At 60.1% G+C, this 25,497-nt stretch carries 21 protein-coding genes; 16 read left to right on the top strand and 5 right to left on the bottom strand.

The window, feature by feature from the left end; genetic code table 11:
* Positions 1-140 precede the first annotated feature (140 nt).
* The 5 genes from AC56KZ_RS13040 (at position 141) to AC56KZ_RS13020 (ending at position 6,790) form a co-directional block, all read left to right on the top strand.
* A complete protein-coding gene (locus AC56KZ_RS13040) occupies positions 141-2,999 on the top strand; it encodes a type VI secretion system Vgr family protein (RefSeq protein WP_497162600.1) in 2,859 nt (952 codons plus the stop codon).
* Positions 3,000-3,004: 5 nt separating this feature from the next.
* Positions 3,005-3,874 carry a DUF4123 domain-containing protein gene (locus AC56KZ_RS13035; protein WP_497162599.1) on the top strand — a complete coding sequence of 290 codons (870 nt, stop codon included), beginning with the start codon at positions 3,005-3,007 and terminating at the stop codon, positions 3,872-3,874.
* A gap of 123 nt (positions 3,875-3,997) precedes the next feature.
* Positions 3,998-4,417 carry a DUF3304 domain-containing protein gene (locus tag AC56KZ_RS13030; RefSeq protein ID WP_497162598.1) on the top strand — a complete coding sequence of 140 codons (420 nt, stop codon included), beginning with the start codon at positions 3,998-4,000 and terminating at the stop codon, positions 4,415-4,417.
* 2 nt (positions 4,418-4,419) lie between these two features.
* Complete coding sequence (locus tag AC56KZ_RS13025; protein WP_497162597.1) at positions 4,420-6,060, top strand: T6SS phospholipase effector Tle1-like catalytic domain-containing protein; 1,641 nt, start codon at positions 4,420-4,422, stop codon at positions 6,058-6,060.
* A 73-nt stretch (positions 6,061-6,133) separates the two neighbouring features.
* Positions 6,134-6,790 (top strand): hypothetical protein, encoded by a 657-nt coding sequence (locus tag AC56KZ_RS13020; RefSeq protein ID WP_497162596.1) that lies wholly within the window; start codon positions 6,134-6,136, stop codon positions 6,788-6,790.
* A gap of 455 nt (positions 6,791-7,245) precedes the next feature.
* Here the strand turns inward: AC56KZ_RS13020 and glmS are convergent, their stop codons facing one another.
* Complete coding sequence (gene glmS, locus AC56KZ_RS13015) at positions 7,246-9,075, bottom strand: glutamine--fructose-6-phosphate transaminase (isomerizing) (RefSeq protein ID WP_497162595.1); 1,830 nt, start codon at positions 9,073-9,075, stop codon at positions 7,246-7,248.
* A gap of 163 nt (positions 9,076-9,238) precedes the next feature.
* Here glmS and AC56KZ_RS13010 point away from each other — a divergent pair, with 163 nt between their 5' ends.
* A complete protein-coding gene (locus tag AC56KZ_RS13010; protein ID WP_497162594.1) occupies positions 9,239-9,706 on the top strand; it encodes an Lrp/AsnC family transcriptional regulator in 468 nt (155 codons plus the stop codon).
* A gap of 147 nt (positions 9,707-9,853) precedes the next feature.
* Here the strand turns inward: AC56KZ_RS13010 and glmU are convergent, their stop codons facing one another.
* A complete protein-coding gene (gene glmU, locus AC56KZ_RS13005) occupies positions 9,854-11,230 on the bottom strand; it encodes a bifunctional UDP-N-acetylglucosamine diphosphorylase/glucosamine-1-phosphate N-acetyltransferase GlmU (protein ID WP_497162593.1) in 1,377 nt (458 codons plus the stop codon).
* 41 nt (positions 11,231-11,271) lie between these two features.
* Between glmU and AC56KZ_RS13000 the strand changes: the two genes are divergently transcribed.
* From AC56KZ_RS13000 to AC56KZ_RS12975, 6 genes are all read left to right on the top strand, one after another.
* Positions 11,272-12,153 (top strand): DUF6279 family lipoprotein, encoded by an 882-nt coding sequence (locus AC56KZ_RS13000; RefSeq protein ID WP_497162592.1) that lies wholly within the window; start codon positions 11,272-11,274, stop codon positions 12,151-12,153.
* Positions 12,154-12,175: 22 nt separating this feature from the next.
* On the top strand, positions 12,176-12,826 hold the full coding sequence (rsmD, locus tag AC56KZ_RS12995; protein ID WP_497162591.1) for a 16S rRNA (guanine(966)-N(2))-methyltransferase RsmD: 651 nt from the start codon (positions 12,176-12,178) through the stop codon (positions 12,824-12,826).
* Positions 12,827-12,928: 102 nt separating this feature from the next.
* Complete coding sequence (coaD, locus tag AC56KZ_RS12990) at positions 12,929-13,426, top strand: pantetheine-phosphate adenylyltransferase (RefSeq protein ID WP_497162590.1); 498 nt, start codon at positions 12,929-12,931, stop codon at positions 13,424-13,426.
* 36 nt (positions 13,427-13,462) lie between these two features.
* A complete protein-coding gene (locus AC56KZ_RS12985; protein WP_497162589.1) occupies positions 13,463-13,723 on the top strand; it encodes a YfhL family 4Fe-4S dicluster ferredoxin in 261 nt (86 codons plus the stop codon).
* Positions 13,724-13,797: 74 nt separating this feature from the next.
* The gene (locus AC56KZ_RS12980) at positions 13,798-14,340 is read left to right on the top strand and encodes a DUF1003 domain-containing protein (RefSeq protein WP_497162588.1); all 543 of its coding nucleotides are present in this window, start codon (positions 13,798-13,800) and stop codon (positions 14,338-14,340) included.
* A 119-nt stretch (positions 14,341-14,459) separates the two neighbouring features.
* On the top strand, positions 14,460-15,728 hold the full coding sequence (locus AC56KZ_RS12975; RefSeq protein WP_497162587.1) for a methyl-accepting chemotaxis protein: 1,269 nt from the start codon (positions 14,460-14,462) through the stop codon (positions 15,726-15,728).
* Here the strand turns inward: AC56KZ_RS12975 and AC56KZ_RS12970 are convergent.
* On the bottom strand, positions 15,725-15,931 hold the full coding sequence (locus AC56KZ_RS12970; RefSeq protein WP_497162586.1) for a hypothetical protein: 207 nt from the start codon (positions 15,929-15,931) through the stop codon (positions 15,725-15,727). The genes AC56KZ_RS12975 and AC56KZ_RS12970 overlap by 4 nt on opposite strands.
* Before the next feature lie 160 nt (positions 15,932-16,091).
* On the opposite strand from AC56KZ_RS12970, the gene AC56KZ_RS12965 reads away from it, so the two are divergent.
* Complete coding sequence (locus AC56KZ_RS12965) at positions 16,092-17,048, top strand: LysR family transcriptional regulator (RefSeq protein WP_497162585.1); 957 nt, start codon at positions 16,092-16,094, stop codon at positions 17,046-17,048.
* Here the strand turns inward: AC56KZ_RS12965 and AC56KZ_RS12960 are convergent, their stop codons facing one another.
* On the bottom strand, positions 17,049-17,504 hold the full coding sequence (locus AC56KZ_RS12960) for an Lrp/AsnC ligand binding domain-containing protein (protein ID WP_056340766.1): 456 nt from the start codon (positions 17,502-17,504) through the stop codon (positions 17,049-17,051). It abuts the gene before it with no gap.
* A 221-nt stretch (positions 17,505-17,725) separates the two neighbouring features.
* Here AC56KZ_RS12960 and putA point away from each other — a divergent pair, with 221 nt between their 5' ends.
* On the top strand, positions 17,726-21,385 hold the full coding sequence (gene putA, locus AC56KZ_RS12955) for a trifunctional transcriptional regulator/proline dehydrogenase/L-glutamate gamma-semialdehyde dehydrogenase (RefSeq protein ID WP_497162584.1): 3,660 nt from the start codon (positions 17,726-17,728) through the stop codon (positions 21,383-21,385).
* A gap of 50 nt (positions 21,386-21,435) precedes the next feature.
* Positions 21,436-22,551, top strand: a complete 1,116-nt coding sequence (ald, locus tag AC56KZ_RS12950; protein ID WP_497162583.1) for an alanine dehydrogenase — start codon at positions 21,436-21,438, stop codon at positions 22,549-22,551.
* Here the strand turns inward: ald and AC56KZ_RS12945 are convergent.
* Positions 22,521-23,309 carry a 5'-methylthioadenosine/adenosylhomocysteine nucleosidase gene (locus AC56KZ_RS12945; RefSeq protein ID WP_497162582.1) on the bottom strand — a complete coding sequence of 263 codons (789 nt, stop codon included), beginning with the start codon at positions 23,307-23,309 and terminating at the stop codon, positions 22,521-22,523. The genes ald and AC56KZ_RS12945 overlap by 31 nt on opposite strands.
* 1,146 nt (positions 23,310-24,455) lie before the next feature.
* Between AC56KZ_RS12945 and AC56KZ_RS12940 the strand changes: the two genes are divergently transcribed.
* On the top strand, positions 24,456-25,487 hold the full coding sequence (locus AC56KZ_RS12940; protein WP_497162581.1) for an NAD(P)H-dependent flavin oxidoreductase: 1,032 nt from the start codon (positions 24,456-24,458) through the stop codon (positions 25,485-25,487).
* The last annotated feature ends 10 nt before the right edge of the window (positions 25,488-25,497 follow it).

Raw genomic sequence — 25,497 nt, 5'->3', positions numbered from 1 at the left:
TTCAGCGACAGATTGATCAACCACAACAATGTGCATGCGCAAGCTCGTAACCTGTTCAGGTTGCCAGAGCGCACCCCGCGCACGAACTGAACTCTCTCGTCAGAAGTCCAGCCCTGGTTTTACCTCAACTAATGGCATGTATGAGCGTAGCCCTCACTACACGGATCACTACCGCATTGGCCCAGTTCTCCAGTACAACTCGACTGTACGCATTCACGCTTCGCGATGACACGACTAACATTTCAGAGGGCCTGCTGGTCGAAGCCTTTACCGCCGACGAAGAGGTGCACGGCATCGGCGGGCGCGATGTCATTGTCGTGTCAACCAATGCACATGTTCCGCTCGAAACGCTGCTCGGCCAACACGCCGCATTGGAAGTAAGCCTTGCCAACGGCACCCGCACCAGTTTTTCAGGCGACATCACCGAGATCGCGATGCTGGGCAGCGACGGTGGGTTTGCGCGCTATCGCTTGCGGCTGTCTCCATGGCTGTGGCGTTTGAGCCAAGTGCGCAACTGCCGGGTATGGCAGGACATGACCGTTATCGATATCGTCGATTCGGTGTTCAAGTCGTATTTACCGCTGGCAAGATGGCGTTGGAGTGATGAGGCAAGGCCCTTCATGAACGATGCAGTGCCGCGCAGCTACTGCTGCCAGTACCGGGAGTCTGACCTGGACTTCGTCCAAAGGTTATTGACAGAAGAAGGCCTCGGCTGGCGTTTTGATCAGGGCGAGGATGACCTCACTGCAGTGCTATTCGCCGACAGCACCCGACTAACGGCAATTCCGGAAGACCCCAGCAGCAAAGCCGACGGTGGGATCCGTTACCACAGTGCTCATGCCTGCGAAGTCCAGGACACTGTGCAGACCTTGCGGTTGCAGCGTACCTTGGGCGCATCGCTCTCCACAGTGCTCAGTTACGACTATCAAACGAAGAAAGTAAAAGCGGCGAGCTCGCCGTCTCTCCTGCGACACGGCAGAAGTCTACCGCCTCTCGAGTCGTTCGACGTGCCTGGACAATATGCCTTCGCCACTTCCGATCAGGCCCGGCGCTACGCGGATATTCAAATGGAAGGACGTGAAGCACGTTCCCAAATATGGAGCGGCAGCTCGACCTTGCGCACGCTGCGTGCCGGCACACGGATGACGGTTCTCGATAGCCCGTTGAAGCAGCTCGGCGATGCGCCCGCATTTACAATACTTCGCGTGGTCAGCGTTGGCGTGAACAATATGCCGCCGGCGGCACAGCACGCATTGGCGGAACTATTTGGACCCATTCCGGAATTGCTGCAGGAAATCGTTCGCAACAACCGGCCGGCCGATTTTTCACTGGCAGTCGAACAGGCCAGGAAAACGGGGTATGCGAACCACTTTGAAGCCATAAGGGCTGAGGTAATCTGGCGCCCCCAATTACTCGGCACCGATGGCCGAAGCCACACTCGTCCTACCGCACCCGGCTCGCAAACCGCAATTGTCATTGGTGCCGATGGCGGCGACTGTCCGAACGGCGCCGACGAGATGTATTGTGACCGGCTTGGCCGGGTGCGGATTCGCTTCCATTGGCAGGAAGGAACTGCTAGCTGCTGGATCCGCGTAGCGCAACGAGCTGCGGGCGGCGGCATGGGCTTTCAGTTCTTGCCGCGTATTGGAACCGAAGTGCTGATGAAGTTCCTGGAGGGAGATATCGACCGTCCGATTATTGTCGGCGCTTTGTATAACGGGCAGGGCGAAGGCGGCGTTGTGCCAACACCAGGAGGGCGCCGAGATCGGGAGAATGACATTTCCTGCTTCGCTGCGGCACATGACCATGCGCCTTCAGCACAAGGCAATCTTGCGGGCGGCAACAGCCCGGTGTGGCACGGCGCTTCCGGCGACAGTGCAGGCCATCGTAACGGCGCGGCCCAATGGGGAGTGCGCAGCAAAGAGTTTGGCGGCGCAGGGTACAACCAGCTCTTGTTCGATGACACCGATGCACAGGGGCGCGTGCAACTCAAGAGCTCTTACGCTGCCAGCGAACTGAATCTAGGCCATCTGATCCACGCTGCCGATAACTACCGGGGCAGTTTCCGTGGCACCGGTGTCGAGTTACGCACGGATGCCTACGGTGCCATCCGTGCCGGCGCCGGCTTGCTCATCACAAGTTACAAGATTCATCATGCTGCGGGCGGCCGCGATCCTGCAGGGGAAAATCCGGCCGGTATCGCGCTGCTAAAGCAAGCCGCGCAACTTTGCGAAGCACTCAGCACTGCCGCTGCCACGCATCAGACAGTTGCCTTCGCAGCCCACGTCGGGACACACGCGCAAGGTGCCAGTGTACTCAATGCCACAGCGCCTCCTCTCCAGGCATTGATGACCGCAGTTTCGGGAGTGGTCAGCGATCAAAGTCTGGAGTCGGCAAACGCCGATGCGGCAGACAAGCTCACCAGCGCTGCCAAAGGCAAACTGCCGCACACGAGCGATGCCATCATCGCGATCTCCGCACAAGCCGGCTTGGCGGTCAGTGCCAGCCGGAGCCTGCAACTGGCGAATGGAGAAACTGTCACGATCATGAGCGGCCAGGACACCCAATTCGTCACGGGCGGCCAGATGCGGATGCATACCGGCCAGGCCATTGGCATCCTTGGTGGTGCCGTGAAGGCCGGGGAAAATAAGCTTGGCTTGCAGCTGATCACCGCCAAGGATGGCATCGACCTTCAGGCGCTCCGGGACACCATGGCAATCCAGGCGCGAGATGAAGTCAATGTGATCAGCGCGAACGCCCACATCGACTGGGCTGCCGCGAAAAGCATCAGCCTGTCGACTGCAGGCGGCGCCAACATCACGATCGAAGGCGGAAACATCACTGTCCAGTGCCCAGGGAAGATCACGGTCCGCGCTGGGAAGAAGAGTTTCACCGGCCCCGCAAAGCTGGACTACCCCCTCCCACGTCTGCCCCGCGAAGTCTGCATCGAATGCCTGTTGAAGGCGCTGAAGGCAGGCAGCGCCCTGTCGCTAAAGTGAGGTGGATGATGTACTTCGCAACTGACGCGTCACATACCACGACTGTCTGTACAGCGCTTGCCGAGAAAATCGGAACGCAGCCTGAGCTCCACTGGTTCGCTCTGGTAGACGGTGCATTCGATCATGGTCGGGCCGGTCTCTCTTTGCCAAACGAACGTCATGCCCTGTATGCCTATGACGACATGTCGGACTTGCTCGCTGCCTCACCCTATCTGATCGTGCTGACCGCGCACGATAAAGCGCGGCTACGACTTGAACTAGCCACATTGATTCGGCACAGGAAGGAAAGGCCGATGCTGAGCTTCATCGGCGCCTCCGCACCCGCATCTGCTATCAACGAGAATTTCCGACTGTTCGCAAGCGCATCGACAGAAGATGAGCAGGATTTTCTTTTGCGATTTGCAGACACGCGTGTGCTGCCCGGAATTCCGAATGCGCTACGGCAGACGTACTGGGACGGGATGACATGCATGCTGTGCGAGTGGATTTTTATCGACCGTGATGGGAAAGCTCAAGCGCTGACGCTGGGTGCAAACCGGGCCCCATTGAAACGCCGTTTTCAACTGTCGCCTGCCGAGTTCGCGACGTTGGTAACCAATAGCGAACCCGACGCGATTATTGACGCAATTGCAGAGAGCAACCCCGAGGCACTTCCTGATGGGCCTCGCGCGGCGATCTATGACAAAGTGGCCGACTCCTGTTCCTTCGCGGGGAAGCACAATGTGCGGGCTTTTCCGGATCTCGTTGCGCTGGCTTATCTGGCGATTTTGAATGGTGGAAAAGGACTGAGGGATCCGAAGCTCAGCGAGATGCTGTTGCGCTCGCAATGGAAGGCAGGAAGTCTGATCAACGACCTGGCCGATTTTGTTGATTGAATCTCTAGACCAACCGCAAGCGAAAGAGTTATTTAGACGAAACGCTACGGTCGAACACTTTTCTTGTTCCACACTCTTTTTGCTCGATCTATCTGGGCTGTGTACTATAGTGATGGAGTTTTCATGAACCCGAGATTATGGACTTCTAGTTTCCTTTTGGCCGTGTCCTCGATTGCATGCTCGGAGGCAAACAAGGCCAGTATTGAGTTGTCGGGATTGAATTATACGAACGCATGGATCACGGCGTTCTCTGTTGATAGTTACCGGGGCCATGGAATTTCACCCAATGGCGGCGGCGGAGCATTTGTGTGTTGCGTCACCATACCGCACAAATGGCATGCTGGCATGAAAGTCACTGTCCGATGGACGGAAGATGAGCGTATTCCCGATTCATGGAAAGAACGCGTCGTGGAGGTACCGGAGTATACCAAGCAAGATATTGGTGCCTTTGCCGTTCACTTCTATCCGGACGATACCGTTAAAGTTCTCGTCACCGCGAAAACAGAAGGCCATCCCGATTATCCGTATCCAAGACCGAACTAGCTATGGCAACGCTCTCACCTCAACTCTTTCCCCCGACGGGCCTCCGCAAACTTAGCCCGAAGGAGATCATACAACGTGCTAAAGCGTCCAATTGCACACTAGAAAACAAAGGACAACCGTCCTGCACGGGGCAGTTAAACGTCGGTATTTTTTTTGATGGTACTGGAAACAATTTAAACGCCGATTACAAAACACCCAAGCCTCAAGAGCGCAAGCACAGCAACATTGTGAAGCTTTTTAACACTTATCCTGATCTAAATAAGGAAGGATATTTTAAGCATTACATTCCTGGTGTAGGAACGCCTTTCCCCGAAATAGGTGATTCAGGGCCTTTTATGGGAGGAGCATTTGGCTGGAATGGAGAGAATAGAATCATTTGGGCATTTACCCGTCTTCTGAATGCGCCGCAACGATACGTGCTCAATAGCGTTCTGTTGAATGATGCTCATTCTGCCACGATCACTAACGACTTGGCGTCAATCACAAGCTCAGCTTCAACTCGCCGCAAGAAATTGAGAGATTGGCAAAAAATGCTTGCGTCCAATCTAAAGGACAAGAAACCACGCATCGAGCTCATCAATTTATCAGTATTTGGCTTTTCCCGAGGCGCCGCGCAAGCTCGGGCCTTTTGCAATTGGTTATTTGAGGTATGCGAGCCGGTTAATGGCGGCTGGGAATTTGCGGGAATGCCGCTCCGCTTAAGCTTTTTGGGCATATTTGACACTGTTGCTTCGGTCGGTATCCCAAACTCGTTTACGAACTCCATCGTCAAAGGGCACCAGTCTTGGGCAGACGATAATATGCAGATACATCCTGCTGTCGAAAAGTGCGTGCACTTGGTAGCTGGACATGAGGTACGTGCTGCGTTTCCCCTCGATTCTGTCCGGGTAGGAAATGTTTACCCTGACAATGCGAAAGAGGTGATGTATCCAGGGTCTCACTCTGACTTGGGTGGCGGTTACGCACCAAACGAAATCGGAATTGCACCGGAAACTGCAAATGAGATGGCCAGAATTCCTGGAGCTCAGATGTATAACGAGGCCCGTTTCGCAGGAGTGCCTATCTTTAGCTGGAATAAATTGCCAGGGCCGTTTCAGGCAGACCTGACAGTGGCGCCATCCACAATCGCCGCTTTCAATGCATATTTAAAGGCCGCTAACATAACAGCAGGGCCAGTAGAGCAGGTGCACCAGCAACACATGAGTTTGTACTTAAGTTACCGGTACAAGTACCGCAACTCCGTCGGATCGCTGCCATTCTATCAGCGCGCATCAACTTCCCATAAAGCCTTTATCAGGGTCACTGCAGATACGTTCAATAAACGCATGCGTGGCTTGATCGGCTATCCCATCCAGCCGTCTGACGAGAATTTTAACTTCGCTGATGCGGTCGCCCAACATCAAAAAATTTCTAAAGCGGCTCGCATGAGGACGCTGGACTCGAAACAAATGGAGCACCTGCTCACGATGGCTGATGCAATCGACCCAAAAAAGTTAAACCCAACCATCGAAGAATTTCTAGGCAACTATGTACACGACTCAATGGCTGGCTTTATCGAAATGGCAGGCGCGGCAACCAATGAGTACGCGATCAATGGATTAGGAATTTTAAAATTTCGTAAGATTTTCAAAGGAAATGACTAGATTGTTGCTGGCACGGGTAAAACCCTAACCTATTGAGCTTTCTAGTAATGCCGATGCGAGGAAACTACTACCGGTGAAAAACACCAAGCGAAATCACCTCGAGGGCAATTTCCACCTTAATGAAGATGCAGGCGATTCTGTCGACGATGTCACCGAGCTGCATTACAAGGTCAATGACGAGCTGCTGGGTTACGCACGACTTCAGTTGCCTGATGCGACTTTGCTCATGCCCGGCGGATCGACCCGTGCTCTATTGACGTTTGTGCGACCTGATCCAATGTTGCCGTTCCTTGAGGTTGGAAGCAAACTCGATGCCTGTTACGGCACGAGAAAGATTGGTACGTTGCACATCACCGGCGTATCAAGGCCGCCCTCCGAAGGTGGTAAGGAGCCATTGGAGCAGACTCAGTCGCAGTCGTCTTCACGGATAGGAGACATAATTTTCATCAGCTTTATTTACCTGATATTCGCAGTACCGACGGTGTATCTGGCAGTCAATGCATACGCTCCTTGCGAGTCGAACTTCGAAGGCGGTTGCAACATGGGCCGCGGGATTATGGCGATAGCTAGTCTGGTGCCAGCGGCCACGGTAGCCATTCTCGGCGTGCTGGTCAAACGACAGATCGACAAGTTCCCCGCGTTGGCCTTTCATATAGCACCCGCGCATAGACTACCGTGGGCGGTCCCTCTTATCTACATTCTCGTTACGCTTCACGCCTTGTTCGGATGACAAGCCACGTGTCCGTCGGCTAAATGCTCTTTTGCCGCGCTGGCTGTCCTGTATGCCGCTTTGCTGGCTTATAAGGCTTCGGACGGGGCGATTACCTGCCCGTTCCGTTTTTTGTGCGTCTATCGCCGCTGCTCCAGGCGATCTGCCTGGCAATAAAGAAATTCAGCCCCGTGAACACGCTAAGGTTGCAGCCCGCCTTCATTAATTTCTTGATCGGCAGTGTGATGTCGCTCGTGATCGTGCTGGTTTGGATATTCTAGGGCTTGGCGGCGATGCCCGGCGGTTTCCATTACCGTTCGCGGGGCTCGCCAATGCGTAAAGCCAGTCGGTCTGGTGACACGACTTTTCACGGTAATAAGGCAGCACTTCCTCTGCGAGCGTAAAAAAAAGCCTAGGCAAATTTGCCCAGGCTTTTTGCTTCAGGCTGCTGACATTTGTCCAGCGCCAGGCGCCGCTTACTCCACCGTCACCGACTTCGCCAGATTCCTCGGCTTGTCCACATCGGTCCCGCGTGCCAGCGCCGTGTGATACGCCAGCAGCTGCAGCGCGCACACGTGCAGGATCGGCGACAGCTCGCCATAGTGTTCCGGCAAGCGGATCACGTGCAGGCCGTCGCCCGAGGTGATGCGCGAGTCGACGTCGGCGAACACGTAAAGCTGGCCGCCACGGGCGCGCACTTCCTGCATGTTCGACTTCAGTTTTTCCAGCAGGGCGTCGTTCGGGGCGATCGTAACGACCGGCATTTCTTCGGTCACCAGGGCCAGCGGGCCGTGCTTCAGCTCGCCTGCCGGATAGGCTTCGGCGTGGATGTACGAAATTTCCTTGAGTTTTAACGCGCCTTCGAGGGCGATCGGGTAGTGCATACCGCGGCCCAGGAACAGGGCGTTTTCCTTGCGTGCAAATTCCTCGGCCCAGGCGATGATCTGCGGCTCAAGTGCCAGCACGGCGGAAATGGCGACCGGCAGGTGGCGCATCTGCTTCAGGTATTTCGCTTCGTCCTCGTCGCTCAGGCGGCCGTTGACTTGCGCCAGCGTCAGCGTCAGCAGGAACAGGGCGGCCAGCTGGGTCGTGAACGCTTTGGTGGAGGCGACGCCGACTTCGACGCCGGCGCGGGTGATGTAGGCCAGTTCGCATTCGCGCACCATGGCGCTGGTCGAGACGTTGCAGATCGTCAGCGTGTGTGGCATGCCGAGGCTGCGCGCATGCTTCAGCGCGGCCAGGGTATCGGCGGTTTCGCCGGACTGGGTGATGGTCACGACCAGGGTTTTCGGGTGCGGCACGCTGTCGCGATAACGGTATTCGCTGGCGATCTCGACGTTGACCGGCACCTTGGCGATGCATTCGATCCAGTATTTCGCGGTCAGACCGGCGTAATAGCTGGTGCCGCAGGCCAGGATCAGGACGCGGTCGATGTCCTTGAAAATGGCATAGGCGTTGTCGCCGAACAGTTCCGGCATGATGCCGGTGACGCCTTCGAGGGTGTCGCCGATGACGCGCGGCTGCTCGAAGATTTCCTTCTGCATGTAGTGGCGGTAAGGGCCGAGTTCGGCGGCGCCGGTGTGGGCGTGCACGGTTTTGACTTCGCGCTCGACCGGGCGGCCTTCGCTGTCGACGATCCAGTAGCGCGCCAGCTGCAGGTCGACGACGTCGCCTTCTTCCAGATAAATGATCTGGTTCGTGGTGCCGGCCAGCGCCATGGCGTCGGAAGCGACAAAATTCTCGCCTTCGCCGACGCCCAGGATCAGCGGCGAGCCCTGGCGTGCGGCGACGACGCGGTGCGGTTCTTCGCGCGAGAACACGGCAATCGCGTAGGCGCCGTGCAGGCGTTTCACGGCTTGCTGGACGGTGTCGTAGAGGTCGCCGTTATACATGTGGTCGACCAGGTGGGCGATGACTTCGGTGTCGGTCTGGCTGGTGAAAACGTAGCCGAGGCCGGTCAGTTCGATGCGCAGCTCGTCGTGGTTTTCGATGATGCCGTTGTGCACCAGGCCGATGCGGGCGTTGTCTTCGGTCGGCGAGAAGTGCGGGTGGGCGTTATGCGATGCCGGGGCGCCGTGGGTGGCCCAGCGGGTGTGGGCGATGCCCGTAAAACCCTGCAGGCCGCTACCGGCAATCTGGGTTTCCAGGTCGGCCACGCGCGACGTGCTGCGCGAACGCTGCAGGCGGCCTTCGACGTGCAGCGCGACGCCGCAGGAATCGTAGCCACGGTATTCGAGACGTTTCAGGCCCTCGATCAGGATGGGAGTGATATTACGCTGAGCTACTGCACCGACGATACCGCACATGGAAGACCTCTATGAGAAAAATTTGCAATAAAAGATATCCTACGGCAATGCGAGAGAAATAAGCTTTCAGAATTCAATGGATTTCGTTATAAAATTTCACAATTAAGAAGCCGTGAAATATTATTTCGTTTTCAGTCAGATATTTTTCTAGGATTTCATGACAATGTCGCTGCCACCTCTGGACGAACTCGATCGTCGCATCCTGAACGCCTTGCAAAATGATGCATCGCATACCAATGCAGAGCTCGCTGAGCTGGTGCACGTGTCGCCGCCGACTTGTCTGCGCCGCGTCAAACAGCTCACCGAGAACGGCGTCATCGCACGCCAGGTCGTCATCGTCGCGCCCGAGAAAGTCGGCGCCCGCCTCACCGCCATCGTCGAGATCACGCTCGATGTGCAGGCGGCCGAGCGGATGGACGCCTTCGAGAAGCTGGCCGCGCTGGAGGCGGCGGTATTCCAGTGCTACCGGGTTGCCCCCGGTCCGGATTTCGTGCTGGTGGTGCAAGTGACCGACATGCCGGCCTACCACGCGCTGGCGCACCGGCTGTTCGCTACCCATGCCAACGTGCGTAACGTGAAAGCCTATTTTTCGACTTTCCGCAGCAAATTCGAGACCCGGATTGCGGTCTGACCCAGCGGCCGGCTTGCAGGCCAGCCTGTGGACAAGTTTGTGGATGAGCTTGTGGAAGCAGGGGGGACAGGCAGTGGACAAGCCTGTGGACACCCCTGTGGTTTGCCTGTTCACAGCCCGTGTATGGGGCAGTGGACAGGCGGTGGATTACTTCTTCGTTTTCACTGGGCGGACCCAGCCTTCGATCGTCATCTGCTTGGAACGCGAGATGGTCAGCTTGCCGGCCGGCGCGTCTTTCGTCAGCGTGGTGCCGGCGCCGAGCGTGGCGCCACGGCCGACGGTGACCGGGGCCACCAGCTGGCTGTCGCTGCCGATGAAGGCGTCATCCTCGATCACGGTGCGGAACTTGTTTGCTCCGTCGTAATTGCAGGTAATGGTGCCGGCGCCGATGTTCACGCGCGAGCCAATGGTCGCGTCGCCGACATAGGCCAGGTGGTTGGCCTTGCTGTGCGCGGCGACCTGGCTGTTTTTCACTTCGACAAAGTTGCCGATGTGGACATCTTCGCCGAGTTCGGTGCCCGGGCGCAGGCGCGCATACGGGCCGATCTGCGACTGGGCGCCGACCACTGCCTCTTCGATATGGCAGAACGGTTTGATGTGCGCGCCGGCGCCGACGCTGGCGTTGACCAGCACGCAGTGCGGGCCCACCTTGACGCCATCGCTGAGCTCGACACGGCCTTCGAAGACGCAGCCGACGTCGATGGTGACATCGCGCCCGCAGATCAGCTCGCCGCGCACGTCGATGCGCGCCGGATCCATCAGGGTGACGCCTTGCTCTAACAGGGCGTTGGCGATGTTGAGCTGGTGGCGGCGCTCGAGCTCGGCCAATTGGACCTTGCTGTTCACGCCCGCCACTTCCCATTCGGCTGTGGCCGACACCGACGTCACCGCCACGCCCTCGAGCACGGCTTTCGCCACGATGTCGGTCAGGTAGTACTCGCCCTGGGCATTCTTGTTCGACAAGGAAGACAGCCAGCGTTTCATGTGGCGGGTCGGGATCACCATGATGCCGCTGTTGATCTCGCGAATCGCCCGTTCGGCCTCGCTGGCATCTTTTTCTTCGACAATGCGCACGATGCGTCCATCTTCGCGCACGATGCGGCCCAGCCCGAAGGGGTTGGCCTGCTCGACGGTCAGAATGCCGAGCTTGTCGAGACTGGCGGCCTCGACCAGGCGGCGCAGCGAGGCCTCGGTAGTCAGCGGCACGTCGCCATACAGCACCAGGGTCGGCACGCTTTCGTCGAGCTGCGGCACGGCCTGCATCACGGCGTGGCCGGTGCCCAGCTGCGGCTGTTGCAGGGCGGTATCGATCGCTACTTGCCCTTCAGCGGCGAGGCCGGCGACCATTTCCGGCACGGCTGCGCCGCCATGCCCGTAAATCACGCATAATTTACTTGGCGTCAAGCCACGGGCCGTATCGATAACGTGCTGCAGCAGCGGCTTTCCAGCCAGCGGATGCAGGACTTTTGGCAGGGCGGATTGCATCCGCTTCCCCATGCCGGCGGCAAGGATGACAACATTCATAAGCCGTACTCAAGAAAAGTTAAAAGATGGAAAAGTTTAGCATGCCTCAACCCCTGTTCCAGCGCACGCGTGCGCTGTTCCTGATCGCACTGATCGCCTTGACGGCTGCCTGCAGCTCGATTCGTCTCAGCTACAACAACGGCGACACCCTACTGTACTGGTGGCTGGACGCATATGTCGACTTTGAAGGGGAACAGTCCGACTGGGTCAAACGTGACATCAAAGAACTGTTTCAATGGCACCGCAAAACCCAGTTACAGGATTATGCGGCGCTGCTGACCGGCTTCCAGCGCCAGCTGGCCGGCAATCCGACCCAGGCCGACTTGCTGACCGGTTACAAGCAAGTGCGCAGCCGCACCGAGACCCTGGCGATGCGCGCCGTGCCCGACATGGTCGACCTGGCGCGCTCGCTCACGCCCGACCAGATCCGCCAGATGGAAGAGCGGTTCAACAAGAAGAATGAGGAATACCGCCGCAAGTTCGTGGGCGGCAGTGTCGAGAAACGCCAGGAAGCGCGCTTCGACAAATCGATGGAGCAATTCAAACTCTGGTTCGGCGGCTTCAGCAACGAGCAGGAAGCGCAGTTGCGCCGCGCCTCGGACGCGCGTCCGCTCGACAGCAACATCTGGCTCGAAGAACGCATCCTGCGCCAGAAAAAAATCCTGGCCCTGGCGCGCAAGGTGCAGCAGGAAAAGCCGAGCAAGGAGCAGACCACGGCCATGATCACGGCGCTGATGCGCGAATTCTTCGGCCGCATGGACGCGCCCGACCGCAAGGCTTTTTATGACAACTACGCCAACAGCACCGCGACCTACATCCTGGCCGCGATCCGCATCGCCACCCCGAGCCAGAAAGCGCACGCCCAGAAACGCATGCAGGGCTGGATCGACGACTTCAACAGCCTGGCCCGGGAAGCGAAATAGCCGTTCTGCTATAGTGCGCGCCATGCAAAAACGACCCCCATCACCACAGGGCCAGCATGGCCGCCCGCGCCTGGCTCCGCAACAGGTGCGCATCATCGGCGGCGCCTGGAAACGGCGCCTGCTGCCGGTGCTCGATGCGCTCGGCCTGCGTCCGACCCCCGACCGCGTCCGTGAAACCGTTTTCAACTGGATCAACCACCAGCTGGGGGGCGACTGGGACAAGGTCGATTGCCTCGACCTGTTCGCCGGCAGCGGCGCGCTCGGCTTCGAGGCGGCCAGTCGCGGCGCCCGCGCGGTAACGATGATCGACTCCCACGGCCCCGTTGTGCGCCAGCTGGAAGCGAACAAGGAGATGCTGAAAGCGGTGAACGTCCATGCGCTGCGCGGCGACGCCCTGGCCCTTGCGCGCGACATGGCCAGCCGTGGCCAGCGCTACGACCTGATCTTCCTCGATCCGCCCTACGGCCAGGACCTGGTCGCGCAAGCGCTGCCGGCCTGCCTGCCGCTGCTGAAAGAGGGCGGCCTGGTATTCGTGGAGGCGGAAGGCGCGCTGCCCTTTGGTGAAGCAGCGCCCGACTGGCTCTCTCCCTGGGAACAACTGCGCGCCGACAAGGCTGGGATGGTCTTTTATCAGCTTTTAAGATTGCACCAAAACAAGGCATCGGCCGGATAATTCCGCCCAATTTGCGGGCACGCAGGGTCCCGTGCAGGGGCGAGTGCCGGATTTTCAGGCATAATGCGCCTTTCTATACAGGTGTATCTCCAGGGAGCCGCAATGGTTGTAGCCGTTTATCCAGGTACTTTCGACCCGCTCACCCGCGGCCACGAAGATTTGGTCCGCCGCGCGTCCGGTTTGTTCGAGACCCTGGTCGTGGGCGTTGCCGACAGCAAGAACAAGAAGCCTTTCTTTTCGCTCGAAGAACGCCTGGAAATCGCCAACGAAGTGCTGGGCCATTACCCGAACGTGAAAGTCGAAAGCTTTTCCGGCCTGTTAAAAGATTTCGTGCGCAAGCACGATGCGCGCGTGATCGTGCGCGGCCTGCGCGCCGTGTCCGACTTCGAATACGAATTCCAGATGGCCGGCATGAACCGCTACCTGCTGCCCGACGTCGAAACCCTGTTCCTGACCCCGTCCGACCAGTACCAGTTCATTTCCGGCACCATCGTGCGTGAAATCGCCATGTTGGGCGGCGACGTCTCGAAATTCGTGTTCCCTTCGGTCGACCGCTGGCTGCAAACGAAAATCGCTTCGCTGGCGCCGCCCCCAGCCTGAACATCCGAGAATTACCCCCGAGAGTAGAGCAGTACCATGGCCTTGTTCATTACCGACGAATGCATCAATTGCGACGTTTGCGAGCCCGAGTGCCCGAACGACGCCATTTCGATGGGCGCGGAGATCTACCAGATCGACCCGCATAAATGCACCGAGTGTGTCGGCCACTTCGACGAACCGACCTGCCAGGTGCTGTGCCCGGTTGCCTGCATCCCCTTCGATCCCGCCTGGCGCGAAACGCGCGATGAGTTGCAGGCCAAGTTCGAACTTCTGACGGCCGCCAGGAACGCCGCCTGAGACCTGCTGGGCGAGGCCCCACGCCGCACGCCAGGCGTGGGCGGCCCTTTGCCGCCCCATGTTAATCTTCCCGGATGGGTGAAACAGACGATCTGGCGACACGGCTACCGAATTCGGTCAACGAAAACCTCGGTACGATTGCCGCGCATTACGAACGCAATGAAGAGCGGGTATCCCGTTCCCAGGCCATTGTCGAGAAATCGAGCCATTATCTCGGCAGCCCGGCTTATGTGGTCGGCAACATGGTTTTCATCGTCTGCTGGATTGCCTGGAACCTGATTGCACCTGGGTTCGGCTTTACCCAGTTCGACGAGCCGCCCTTCTTCTGGCTGCAAGGCTTTATCGGCCTCAATGCCCTGCTGATTTCCACCACCGTGCTGATCCGCCAGAACCGGATGTCGACACTGGCTGAGCATAACGCCCACCTGCATCTGCAAATCAGCCTGCTGGCAGAAGAAAAGGCCAGCAAGATCATCGCCATGCTCGAGGAATTGCGGCGCGATTCCCCCGACGTACCGGATAAAGTCGATGACGAAGCCCACGAGCTGGCCGAGTCGGCCGATACCCACGTCGTGCTGGAAGCGATCGAGCGTCAACACGGCCAGCACGAATCCTGATTCCCCCCATGGTGCTGATGCACCATCGAAATAATCAAGCAATCTTGATTTTCGACAAGATTTCAGTGCTATATTAATATTGCTGCTTTAGCATGTTTAATTGGGGACGGGACTGTCGGGTGAATATCAATAATCTGCGCATCGGCCAGCGTATGGCCATCGGTTTCGGGATTGTCATTTCCTTGCTGGTGATCCTGGCCAGTTTGTCTTACCTGCGCCTGGCTGACCTGGACGCGGAGATGGCGGCCCTGGTCGGCAACGCCGGCGAGCAGGGTGCCGCCGGCGCCGCTCTCGCCGCCGCGCTGGCGCGCACCACGGCAGCCACCCATGACACCCAAATGCTGATCCTGGTGCTGGCCGGCGTCGCCGCCGCCATTTCGCTCGGCGTGGCCTGGCTGACTACGCGCAGCATCCTGCGCCCCTTGCGCCATGTCGTCAAAATCGCGCGCCGCGTTGCCGATGGCGATCTCACCAGCGACATCCGCATCGAGACCCAGGACGAAACCGGGCAGGTGATGCAGGCGCTGCGCCACATGAACGAGAGCCTGCAGCGCATCGTCCTCGATGTGCGCGGCAGTACCGAGGCGATGGCGGCCGCCTCCAGCGAAATTGCCAGCGGCAACATGGATTTGTCCTCGCGCACCGAATTGCAAGCCGCTTCGCTCGGCAACACCGCCGGTTCGATGCGCGCCCTGACCGACACCGTTCAGCAGAACGCCGACAATGCGCGCCAGGCGAATGCGCTGGCGGCCCAGGCCTCGACTGTGGCGGCGCGCGGCGGCAGCGTGGTGGCGCAGGTGGTCGACACGATGGGCTCGATCACGGCCTCGTCGCAGCGCATCGTCGACATTACCGGCGTCATCGACAGCATCGCTTTCCAGACGAATATCCTGGCCCTGAACGCGGCGGTGGAAGCGGCCCGCGCCGGCGAACAGGGCCGTGGATTCGCCGTCGTGGCAGGAGAAGTGCGCAGCCTGGCGCAGCGCTCGGCTGCCGCGGCGAAAGAAATCAAGGCTTTGATCGGCGACTCGAGCGCCAGGGTACGCGAAGGCAGCCTGCTGGTCGAGCAGGCCGGCAACGCCATGCGCGACGTGGTCGACAGCGTGCGCCGCGTCACTGACATCATGGCCGAAATCAGCGCCGCCAGCCTGGAACAGAGCGCCGGCATCGCCCAGGTCAGCCGCAACGTGGTCGACATGGACCTGAGCACCCAGGAAAACGCGGCGCTGGTCGAGGAAGCGGCGGCCGCGGCGGCATCGATGCAGGAACAGGCGGCCCAGTTGGCGCGGGCGGTCGGAATCTTCAAATTGAGAGTGCCGCTGCAGGATGCGAGCGGCGCGGGGCGGCGCCCGCTGGCGCCAGCCGGCTTGCTGGAGGATGCGCGTTAAGGCGAGTTCAGGCGTTCCTGCCTTCCCTTGCGGTTCAGGCAGGAACGCAGGGTCAGCAGCAAGGCATGACGGATACCCGTCAGCAGGGGACGAAAGAAGATCAGCAGGCCTGCCACCAGCGACAGGATCAGGGAGGCGCGCACCAGCTCGGCGATGGAAGGCAGGAGGAAGGACAACTGGACGAGGCTGGCGCTGAGAGACATGATCTTTAAATACGAAATATTGTTTTAAAGAACTATACTGCGTCGCAACATATAAAGCCAATTCCGTTTCGTGATGGGCTTTATATGGATTGTGAATGAAATCGGGTACACTTTACCCGAGACCAATCACGGCGCGCGAGCGCCCAGCGAGCGACACGCCATGAGCTTTTTGACCCTCGACCTGAACCTGCTGCGCGTCTTCGACGCCGTCATGACCGAGCAGAACCTGACGCGCGCGGCCGGCCATCTCGCCATGACCCAGCCGGCCGTGTCGAATGCGATCAAGCGCCTGCGCGAAAGCCTGGGCGACGAATTGCTGATCCGTACCGCCTACGGCGTGAAACCGACGCCGCGTGCCGAAGCCCTGTGGCCGGCCGTGCGGGCGGCGCTGGCATCGCTGGAAGCGGCCGTGATGCCGGAAACCTTCGATGTCTCGAAAGCGCAAGCCACCTTCCGGATGGCAATGGCCGACGCCACCGCCGCCTACTGGCTGCCCTCGCTGATGCGTTCGATCGAGAGCGAAGCGCCGGGTGTCAATATCCGCATGGTGCCGCTGACCACGCGCGAACCGCGCCCGATGCTGCTGCGCGGCGACATCGACCTGGCCGTCGGCTTTTTCCCGGGCGTTGCGGCCCAGTTGTCGTCCGAAACCGGCTCGCCGATTCGCCACGAGCGCCTGTATTCGGGCCATTACGTATGCGTGATGCGCAAGAACCACCCGCTGGTCAATTCGAAACTCGACATCGACACGTATTGCGCGGCGAACCACCTGCTGGTGAGTTTTTCCGGCCGCGCCCACGGCCTGGTGGACGAGGCGCTGGCGCAAATGGGCCGCGAGCGCCGCATCCTGCTGACCGTGAACCAGTTTTTTACCGCGGGACGGGTGGTGGCGAATTCGGATTTGATCACGGTGCTGCCGAAGCACCTGATGGTCTCGACCGGGATGACGGAATCCCTGGTCTGGCGCGAACTGCCGTTTCCACTGCCGGCCGTGCACCTCGACATGCTGTGGCATGAACGCGACGGCCGCAGCCCGGCCCACCGCTGGCTGAGAAGCAACCTGGAAGCGACGGCGGCAACGGCGACCCAGACCAAGGCCGACCGCCAGGCGGCCTGATTACCTGATCGGCAGCTTCGTCGTATTCTTGACTTCTTCCATCACCGCATAGGTGTGCGTTTCGCGCACGCCTTTCTGCAGCAGGGTTTTACCGAGGAATTCGCGGTAGGCCGCCATGTCCTTGACGCGCGCCTTGACCAGGTAGTCGAAGCCGCCGGCCACCATGTGGCATTCCAGCACTTCCGGAATCAGTTGCACGCTCTGTTTGAAGGCGTCGAACACTTCCGGCGTGGTGCGGTCGAGGACGACTTCAATAAACACCAGCAGCGAGACGTCGAGCAGCTGCGGATTCAACTGGGCCGTATAGCCCATGATATAGCCCGACTCGTGCAGTTTGCGCACCCGCTCGAGGCAGGCCGCAGGGGACAGGTTGACCCTTGTAGCGAGCTCGACGTTGCTAATGCGTCCATCGTTCTGCAACTCGGCCAGAATCTTCTTGGAAATCTTGTCCAGCATCCGTCTCTCTCCGACATTAATATTATTTGGTCGAATTCTCGCATCAAAAACTATCTATTGCTAGTGCCCGTTAAAAACAGAATTAATCCAGAAGAAATCCTTTTACAATCAAACGATTGAAGCACCTTCCAAAACGCGCGCCGGCTGCCCAGCAGGTCGGCGCGTTTTGCTGTGCGCCTACCCCTGAGTTCAGGCTCGAATCGACCTTGTAAAGACCCACCATGCAGATCGCCGCCTCCCCGGCCACCACCTTCCTTCCCTTTGACGCTTTTCACTCGGAAATCAAGCAGGCGCAGACACCGCTCCGTGCCGCCATCACCGCCGCCTACCGCCGCGACGAAACCGAGGCCGTGCAATGGCTGCTGGCCCAGGGCGCCCGCCCGAGTGCGGATGCCCGGGCGCTGGCGCACCGCCTGGTCTCGAGCGTGCGTGTGAAACGCACCCGCGCCTCGGGCGTGGATGCCCTGATGCACGAATTCTCGCTGTCTTCGGAAGAAGGCGTGGCCCTGATGTGCCTGGCAGAAGCCCTGCTGCGCATTCCCGACAGCGCCACCGCCGACCGCCTGATCGCCGACAAGATCAGCAAGGGCGACTGGCGCAGCCACCTGGGCGAGTCGCCCTCGCTGTTCGTGAATGCCGCCACCTGGGGCCTGCTCGTGACCGGCAAACTGGTCTCGAGCAACAGCGAACGCGGCCTCGGTTCGGCCATGACGCGCCTGATCGCCAAGGGCGGCGAGCCGCTGATCCGCAAGGGCGTCGACCTGGCCATGCGCATGCTCGGCAACCAGTTCGTGACCGGTCAGACGATTCAGGAAGCACTCAAGAACAGCCAGCCGAACGAGGCGCGCGGCTACCAGTATTCCTACGACATGCTGGGCGAAGCGGCGCTCACCGAAAGCGATGCGCGCAATTACTACGCCTCGTATGAAGCGGCGATCCACGCAATCGGCAAGGCCTCGAACGGGCGCGGCATCAAGAACGGTCCCGGCATTTCGATCAAGCTCTCGGCCCTGCACCCGCGCTACAGCCGCGCGCAATCGGCGCGCGTGATGAGCGAGCTGCTGCCGCGCGTGCGCAGCCTGGTGCTGCTGGCCAAGGGCTACAACATCGGCATCAATATCGACGCCGAAGAAGCGGACCGCCTGGAAATTTCGCTCGACATGCTGGAAGCGCTGGCTTTTGATCCCGAACTGGCCGGTTTCGAAGGCATCGGCCTGGTCGTGCAGGCTTATCAAAAACGCTGCCCCTTCGTGATCGACTACGTGATCGACCTGGCAAAGCGCAGCAGCCGCAAATTCATGCTGCGCCTGGTCAAGGGTGCGTACTGGGATTCCGAAATCAAGCGCGCGCAAGTCGACGGCATGCCGGGCTATCCGGTGTTTACGCGCAAGGTGTACACGGATGTGTCCTACCTGACCTGCGCCGACAAACTGCTGGGCGCGACCGAGCTCATCTACGCCCAGTTCGCCACCCACAATGCGCACACCTTGTCCGTCATCTACACCTGGGCGAAGGAGCGCGGTGTCGAAAACTATGAATTCCAGTGCCTGCACGGCATGGGGGAAACGCTGTACGACCAGGTCGTCGGCAAGGACAACCTCGATAAACCCTGCCGCATTTATGCGCCGGTCGGCTCGCACGAAACGCTGCTCGCCTACCTGGTGCGCCGCCTGCTGGAAAACGGCGCCAACTCCTCGTTCGTGAACCAGATCGTCGACGAAAAAATCGCGATCGACACGCTGCTGAACGATCCCTTCGAGGTCGCGCGCGCCGCCGCCGGCCTGCCGCATACCGGCATCGCCCTGCCGCGCGCCATGTTCGGCGCCGAGCGCAAGAATTCCGCCGGCATCGACCTGACCAATGAAGACGCGCTGCGCGTGCTGGGCGCCGAACTGTCGCGCCAGCGCAGTTACGACGCGACGCCGTTGATTGCCGGCCCGTTCGTCCCGTCCGCCAGGCAAGCCATCACCAATCCGGCGCAATCGGCCGATCGCGTCGGTCATGTGCAGGACGCGTCCGCCCTTGACGTCGACACAGCGCTCCAGGCGGCCACCGCCTTCGCCGGCGCATGGCAAGGCAAGCTCAACACCGAGCGCGCCGCCATGCTCGAGAGAACCGCCGACCTGTTCGAAGAACACTACGCCGAACTGATGGCCCTGGCCGTGCGCGAAGCCGGCAAATCGCTGCCGAACGCGATCGCCGAAATCCGCGAAGCGGTCGACTTTTTACGTTACTACGCGGCGCAGGTGAAGCACGCGCCCCAGGCTGAAGCGCTGGGTCCGATCACCTGCATCAGCCCGTGGAATTTTCCACTGGCGATTTTTACCGGGCAAGTCGCCGCGGCGCTGGCCGCCGGTAACGTCGTCTTGGCAAAACCGGCCGAACAGACGCCGCTGATTGCTTACCGCGCCGTGCAACTGTTTCATGAAGCCGGCATTCCGGCTGCCGCCCTGCAATTGCTGCCGGGCCGCGGTGAAGTCGTCGGTGCCGCCTTGACAGCGGATGCGCGGGTAAAAGGGGTGATCTTCACCGGCTCGACGGAAGTGGCGCAACTGATCAACCGCACGCTGGCGCAACGTGCTGAAAAAGAAGGCATCGATATCCCGCTGGTAGCGGAAACCGGCGGCCAGAACGCTCTCATCGTCGACTCGTCGGCGCTGCCGGAACAGGTGGTGCAGGACGTGTTGAGTTCGGCCTTCGACAGCGCCGGCCAGCGTTGTTCGGCGCTGCGCGTGCTGTTCCTGCAAGAAGACATTGCCGACAAGACGATTCGCATGCTCAAGGGCGGACTCGGGGAACTGCGCGTCGGCAGCCCCGACCGCCTGGCCACCGACATCGGCCCGGTGATCGATGCCGAGGCCCAGCGCAACCTGCTGGCCCATATCGAGCGCATGCGCGCCACTGCGAAAAACCATTTTGCGCTGGAATTACCCAGCAGCCTGGCCGCGCAAGGCACCTTCGTCGCGCCGACCGTGCTCGAAATCGGTTCCCTGGCTGAATTAAAACAGGAAGTCTTCGGTCCGGTGCTGCACATCGTGCGCTACCGCCGCGCCGACCTTGGCAAGGTCATCGATTCGATCAATGCCACCGGTTACGGCCTGACCCTGGGCGTGCATTCGCGCATCGATGAAACCATCGATTTCATCGTCAGCCGCGCCCATGTCGGCAATATCTACGTCAACCGCAACATCGTCGGCGCCATCGTCGGCGTCCAGCCTTTCGGTGGCGAGGGCAAATCCGGTACCGGCCCGAAAGCCGGCGGTCCGCTCTACATCAAGCGCCTGCAGCGCAGCGCGTCGCCGCATTCCGGGCTGGTGCCGGAACAGAACCGGCAACCGTATGCCGCACTGGACGAACTGATGGTCTGGGCGCGCACCCACGGCCATGAACACCTGGTCACCCTGGGCCAGGAATATGCACGTACCCAGCTGAACGGCTTGAGCATCGACTTGCCAGGCCCTACCGGCGAGCGCAACAGCCTCTCCTTCAGCCCGCGCGGCGTGGTGCTGTGCGCGGCCAGGTCGACCGCGGGCATGCTGAATCAACTGGCAGCGGCGATGGCAACCGGCAACCGGGCCCTGGTGCTGGTCACTGGCGCGCTGGAGGTGCCGGACGATTTGCCGCGCGAAGTCAAGGACCGCATCCGTTTCGTCGGGGTGCAGGAAGTGATGCAGTCGGATGTCCAGCTTGCGCTGGTCGAAACCGGCCTGGAAGGCGAGCTGCGCTCGCAACTGGCGGCGCGTTCGGGTGCGATCGTCCCGATCGCCGATACCACGGGTGCGGCGCCGATTGCCCTGTGGCGCCTGGTGGCGGAACGTGCCCTGTGTGTCAACACGACCGCCGCTGGCGGCAACGCAAGCCTGATGACCCTGGGGCTGTAATGATGGTGTAGCTTAATGAGTGAATTCATAAGTCAAAAACGGAGGAAGACATGCTAGTTGGCGTTCCAAAAGAGATAAAAAACCACGAGTACCGGGTCGGCCTGACCCCGCCTTCCGTACGCGAGCTGGTCGCACGGGGGCATGCAGTGATCGTCCAGAAGAACGCCGGCAGCGAGATCGGCCTGCTCGACGAGCAATACCTGGCCGCCGGCGCCTCCATCGTCGAGACGGCGCAGGAAGTGTTCGCGCGCGCCGACATGATCGTCAAGGTCAAGGAGCCGCAGCCGAACGAATGCGCGATGCTGCGCGAAGGGCAAATCCTGTACACGTATTTGCACCTGGCGCCGGATCCGGAACAGACCGCGGCGCTGGTGAAGTCCGGGGCAGTCTGCATTGCCTATGAAACCATTACCGGCCAGGGCGGCGGTCTGCCGCTGCTCGCGCCGATGAGCGAAGTGGCGGGGCGCATGTCGATCCAGGCCGGCGCCGCCCACCTGGAAAAATCGAAGGGCGGCATGGGCCTGCTGCTGGGCGGCGTGCCGGGCGTGGCGCCAGGCCACGTGGTCATCATCGGCGCCGGCGTGGTCGGCACCAATGCGCTGCAGATGGCGGTCGGCACCGGCGCCAGAGTGACCGTGCTCGACAAGAACGTCGACCGCCTGCGCCAGCTCGACCTGGTCTATGGCAACCGCATCGCCACCGTGTATTCGAATGCCCAGGCCATCGAAGAAGCCGTGCTGGCGAGCGACCTGGTCATCGGCGGCGTGCTGGTGCCGGGCGCGGCGGCGCCGAAGCTGGTCACGCGCGACATGATTTCGCGCATGAGAAAAGGCGCGGTCGTGGTCGACGTGGCGATCGACCAGGGCGGCTGCTTCGAAACCTCGCACGCGACGACCCACGCCGAGCCGACCTTCATCGTCGATGGCGTGGTGCACTACTGCGTGGCAAACATGCCGGGCGCCGTCGCACGCACCTCGACCTTCGCGCTGAACAACGCGACCATCGGCCATGCGGTAGCGCTGGCCAGCAAGGGCTGGCAGCGTGCATTGCAGGAAGACGTCCACCTGCGCAATGGCTTGAACGTGGGCTTGGGCAAGGTGACGTACCAGGCCGTAGCGGAAACCCTGGGCTACGCCTACGTGCCGGCCGATTCCCTGCTCGCTTGAGCGCTTTCCATCGGCAGGCAAAAGCGCCTGACGATGTGAAAAGCATACTGCGCGGCCACTGACTTCACAAAACGCATGAAGTCGGTGGCCGCGTTTTCATTGGCATTGTCCGAAATCGTCCGGATCACTCCACAGGGCACGCCAAGCTCGTAACACACCTGGGCCACTGCCGCCCCCTCCATTTCGACCGCCACCAGCCCGGGAAGGGCCTCGCCCAGCCTGTTGATGTGCGCGCGCTCGTTGACGAACTGGTCGCCGCTGGCAACCAGGCCGCGGTGGATCCGCGGTTGCAGCAAGCCGAACACCGTTTTTTCGCGCGCATCGATGGCTGCCTCGAAATCCTCGTCGAGGAAAGCCCGGGCCGCGTCGACCAGGCGCGTGCCGAGCCCGTGGTCGGCCGGGAAATGCGTGATGCCCGTCAGCGGCACTTCGAAGCGCGGAAATAGGGGACTGGCATCCATGTCGTGCTGGACCAGCGATTCGGCCACCACGATATCGCCGACACGCACCGTTTTGTCGCCAGCACCGGCAACCCCGGTAAACAGGATGTGGGTAACACCGAACTTTTCCACAAGCGTGGTGGCTGTGATGGCCGCGGCAACCTTGCCTATACGCGACAGGACGCACACAGCGTCGATTTCCCAGAGCTTTCCGACCCAGTACTCGCGCTGACCATGGATGAGCTTGTAGGCCCCTTCCATGGCTTCCACGAGCCCCTGCTGTTCTTCAGACAATGCACTGATGATCCCGAGACGCATATTTTTTTGTTGACTGGTGTTGGTAGGCTGAAAGCGACTTGTCCTGCTTTTCCGCGCTTTCAGATGTTTACAGTAATAAAGGTATATATAAAACTGGTAGTAGTAGTAAACGCGGGTTTTATTGTGGATAAGATCGGTTTACTCCACAAGATCAACAGTTTAGCTGGCGCCAAACGGGCGGGACAAGGATTGTATCGGCCCGGCACGGAAGGTGGAGAACAAATGCCTTGTCTGCAGTAAACGTGGTTTTGCACATCTGGTGCTGTGGATATGCATGGGTTTGTCCACAGGGCGGATGGGTTTTGCGGCTGGATTTAGGCCCGTACGGCGTGGACTCAGGAGCCTCTCGTGGCCCGGTCCACCCTAGCTCAGTTGAACTTTGCAGTTGTAGGGTGGGCTCTCGAGCCCACGCTGTCGACCAGTTGCACAACCCAGTGGTTCCATGACCACCAGCATTCGCCATTTCTATTTCCTGCCAAACAATTCAGCGCTCAATCAGCCACCGGCCTTCACGTAGCTTTCTTGAACTTCGCCTGGTGCATCTATTTAATAACAAGAGATGTATACAAAACTGGTAGTAGTAGTAAGCATCCCCCTGAACTGTGGATAAGACCAATTTTCTCCACAGGCTCAAGGGTTTACGCGATGTGGGATGTGCCGGACAAGCGCTGTATCGCCCTTGCACGGAATGCGGACAGATTTGTCGCGAGCTTGAACGAAGCCGTTTCTGCACATTTGCTCCTGTGGATATACATGCCTTTGTCCACAGCCGCCTCGAGGCATCAAGCCAAGCAACCGAGGTCTGCACGGAAAAAAAATTTTCGATTTTCTTCGCGTGCCGTTGTTCAGGTTTACAACTTAAGCCTGTATACAAATTTAGTAATAGTGTTAACAACAGCCCTTTTCTGTGGATAAGTCGGTTAACGGATGAGAAATCATCGGCTTACGCGCTGTATAAGCCGGGGTTTGCCCATGTACCGCCGCCTTGGCAAAACTGGACAAGATTTTGGAAGCCGTGCAAAGCCCGGTTTTTGCACAAACGGTACCTGTGGATATCAAGAACCTTATCCACAGCTGGCCCTCTGGCGCGAAGTTTACGATCTGGTAAGCTGCTTTCGTGAACCGACACTGCAGAGCGGAGAAACCATGACATTCGATACGCTGTTCGAAATTCCGGTCATTCAGGGGCCGATGGCCGGGGGCGCTTGCACGCCCGAGCTGGTCGCTGCCGTGTCGAATGCGGGTGGCCTGGGTGCGTTTCCGGGCTCTCTGCTGTCTCCCCAGGCGATCGAGGAGGCGGTCGAACGCATCCGCGCGCTCACCAGCCGGCCCTTCCTGCTGAACTTTTTTGTTCAGAGCACGCCGGCGCCGAGCGACGACGAGGTCGAGCGCGCCGTGGAGTTGCTGCGCCCGGTATGGATTAGCCTCGGCTGGAGCAGCTTGCCGCGGCCGAAAAAATGGAATGAAGACTTTGCGGCCCAGTTCGACACCCTGGTGGCGCTGCGCCCGGCGGCCGCCAGTTTTACTTTCGGCATCCTCGAGCGCGGCCAGGTGGAACGGCTGCATGCGGCCGGCATCCTGGTCATCGGCACCGTGACCACGGTCGAGGAAGCGCTGGCCTGGGAAGCGATCGGGGCGGACGCGGTGGTCGCTTCCGGAGTCGAGGCGGGCGGACATCGCGGCACCTTTATTGGCGGCCAGGAAAATGCCACGCTGACAGCGACAGAACTCTGGCCACGGGTGGCGGCGGCGGTGTCGATTCCCGTGATCGCCGCCGGCGCCATCATGGATGGCGCCGATATCCGGCACGCGCTGGCGCTCGGCGCCCGCGCGGTGCAGATGGGCACTGCCTTCCTGGTCACGGACGAAGCGGCGACGCATCCGGCCTACAAGGCGCGCCTGCTGGCGGGCGTCGGCAGCACGCGCCTGACGCGCAGCTTTTCGGGACGTTATGCACGCGGCCTCGATAACCGTTTCATGCAGCAGATGGCCGCGGTCGAGGCGCAAGTGCCGCCTTACCCGATCCAGAATGCGCTCACCGGCCCGATCCGCGCGGCGGCGGCTGTCAGTGGCGATACCGAATTGATGTCGATGTGGGCCGGCACCGGATTTGCCCGGGCGCGGCCGATGCCGGCAGGGCGCTTGGTGAAATTACTCGCCAGCGAAATGCAGTCCTGACAGGAGTCGC

Source organism: Telluria sp. LT2P34 (genome assembly GCF_059685915.1).
The sequence above is the reverse complement of the archived record's forward strand: the minus strand, read 5'-3'. Positions and strand labels throughout refer to the sequence as shown.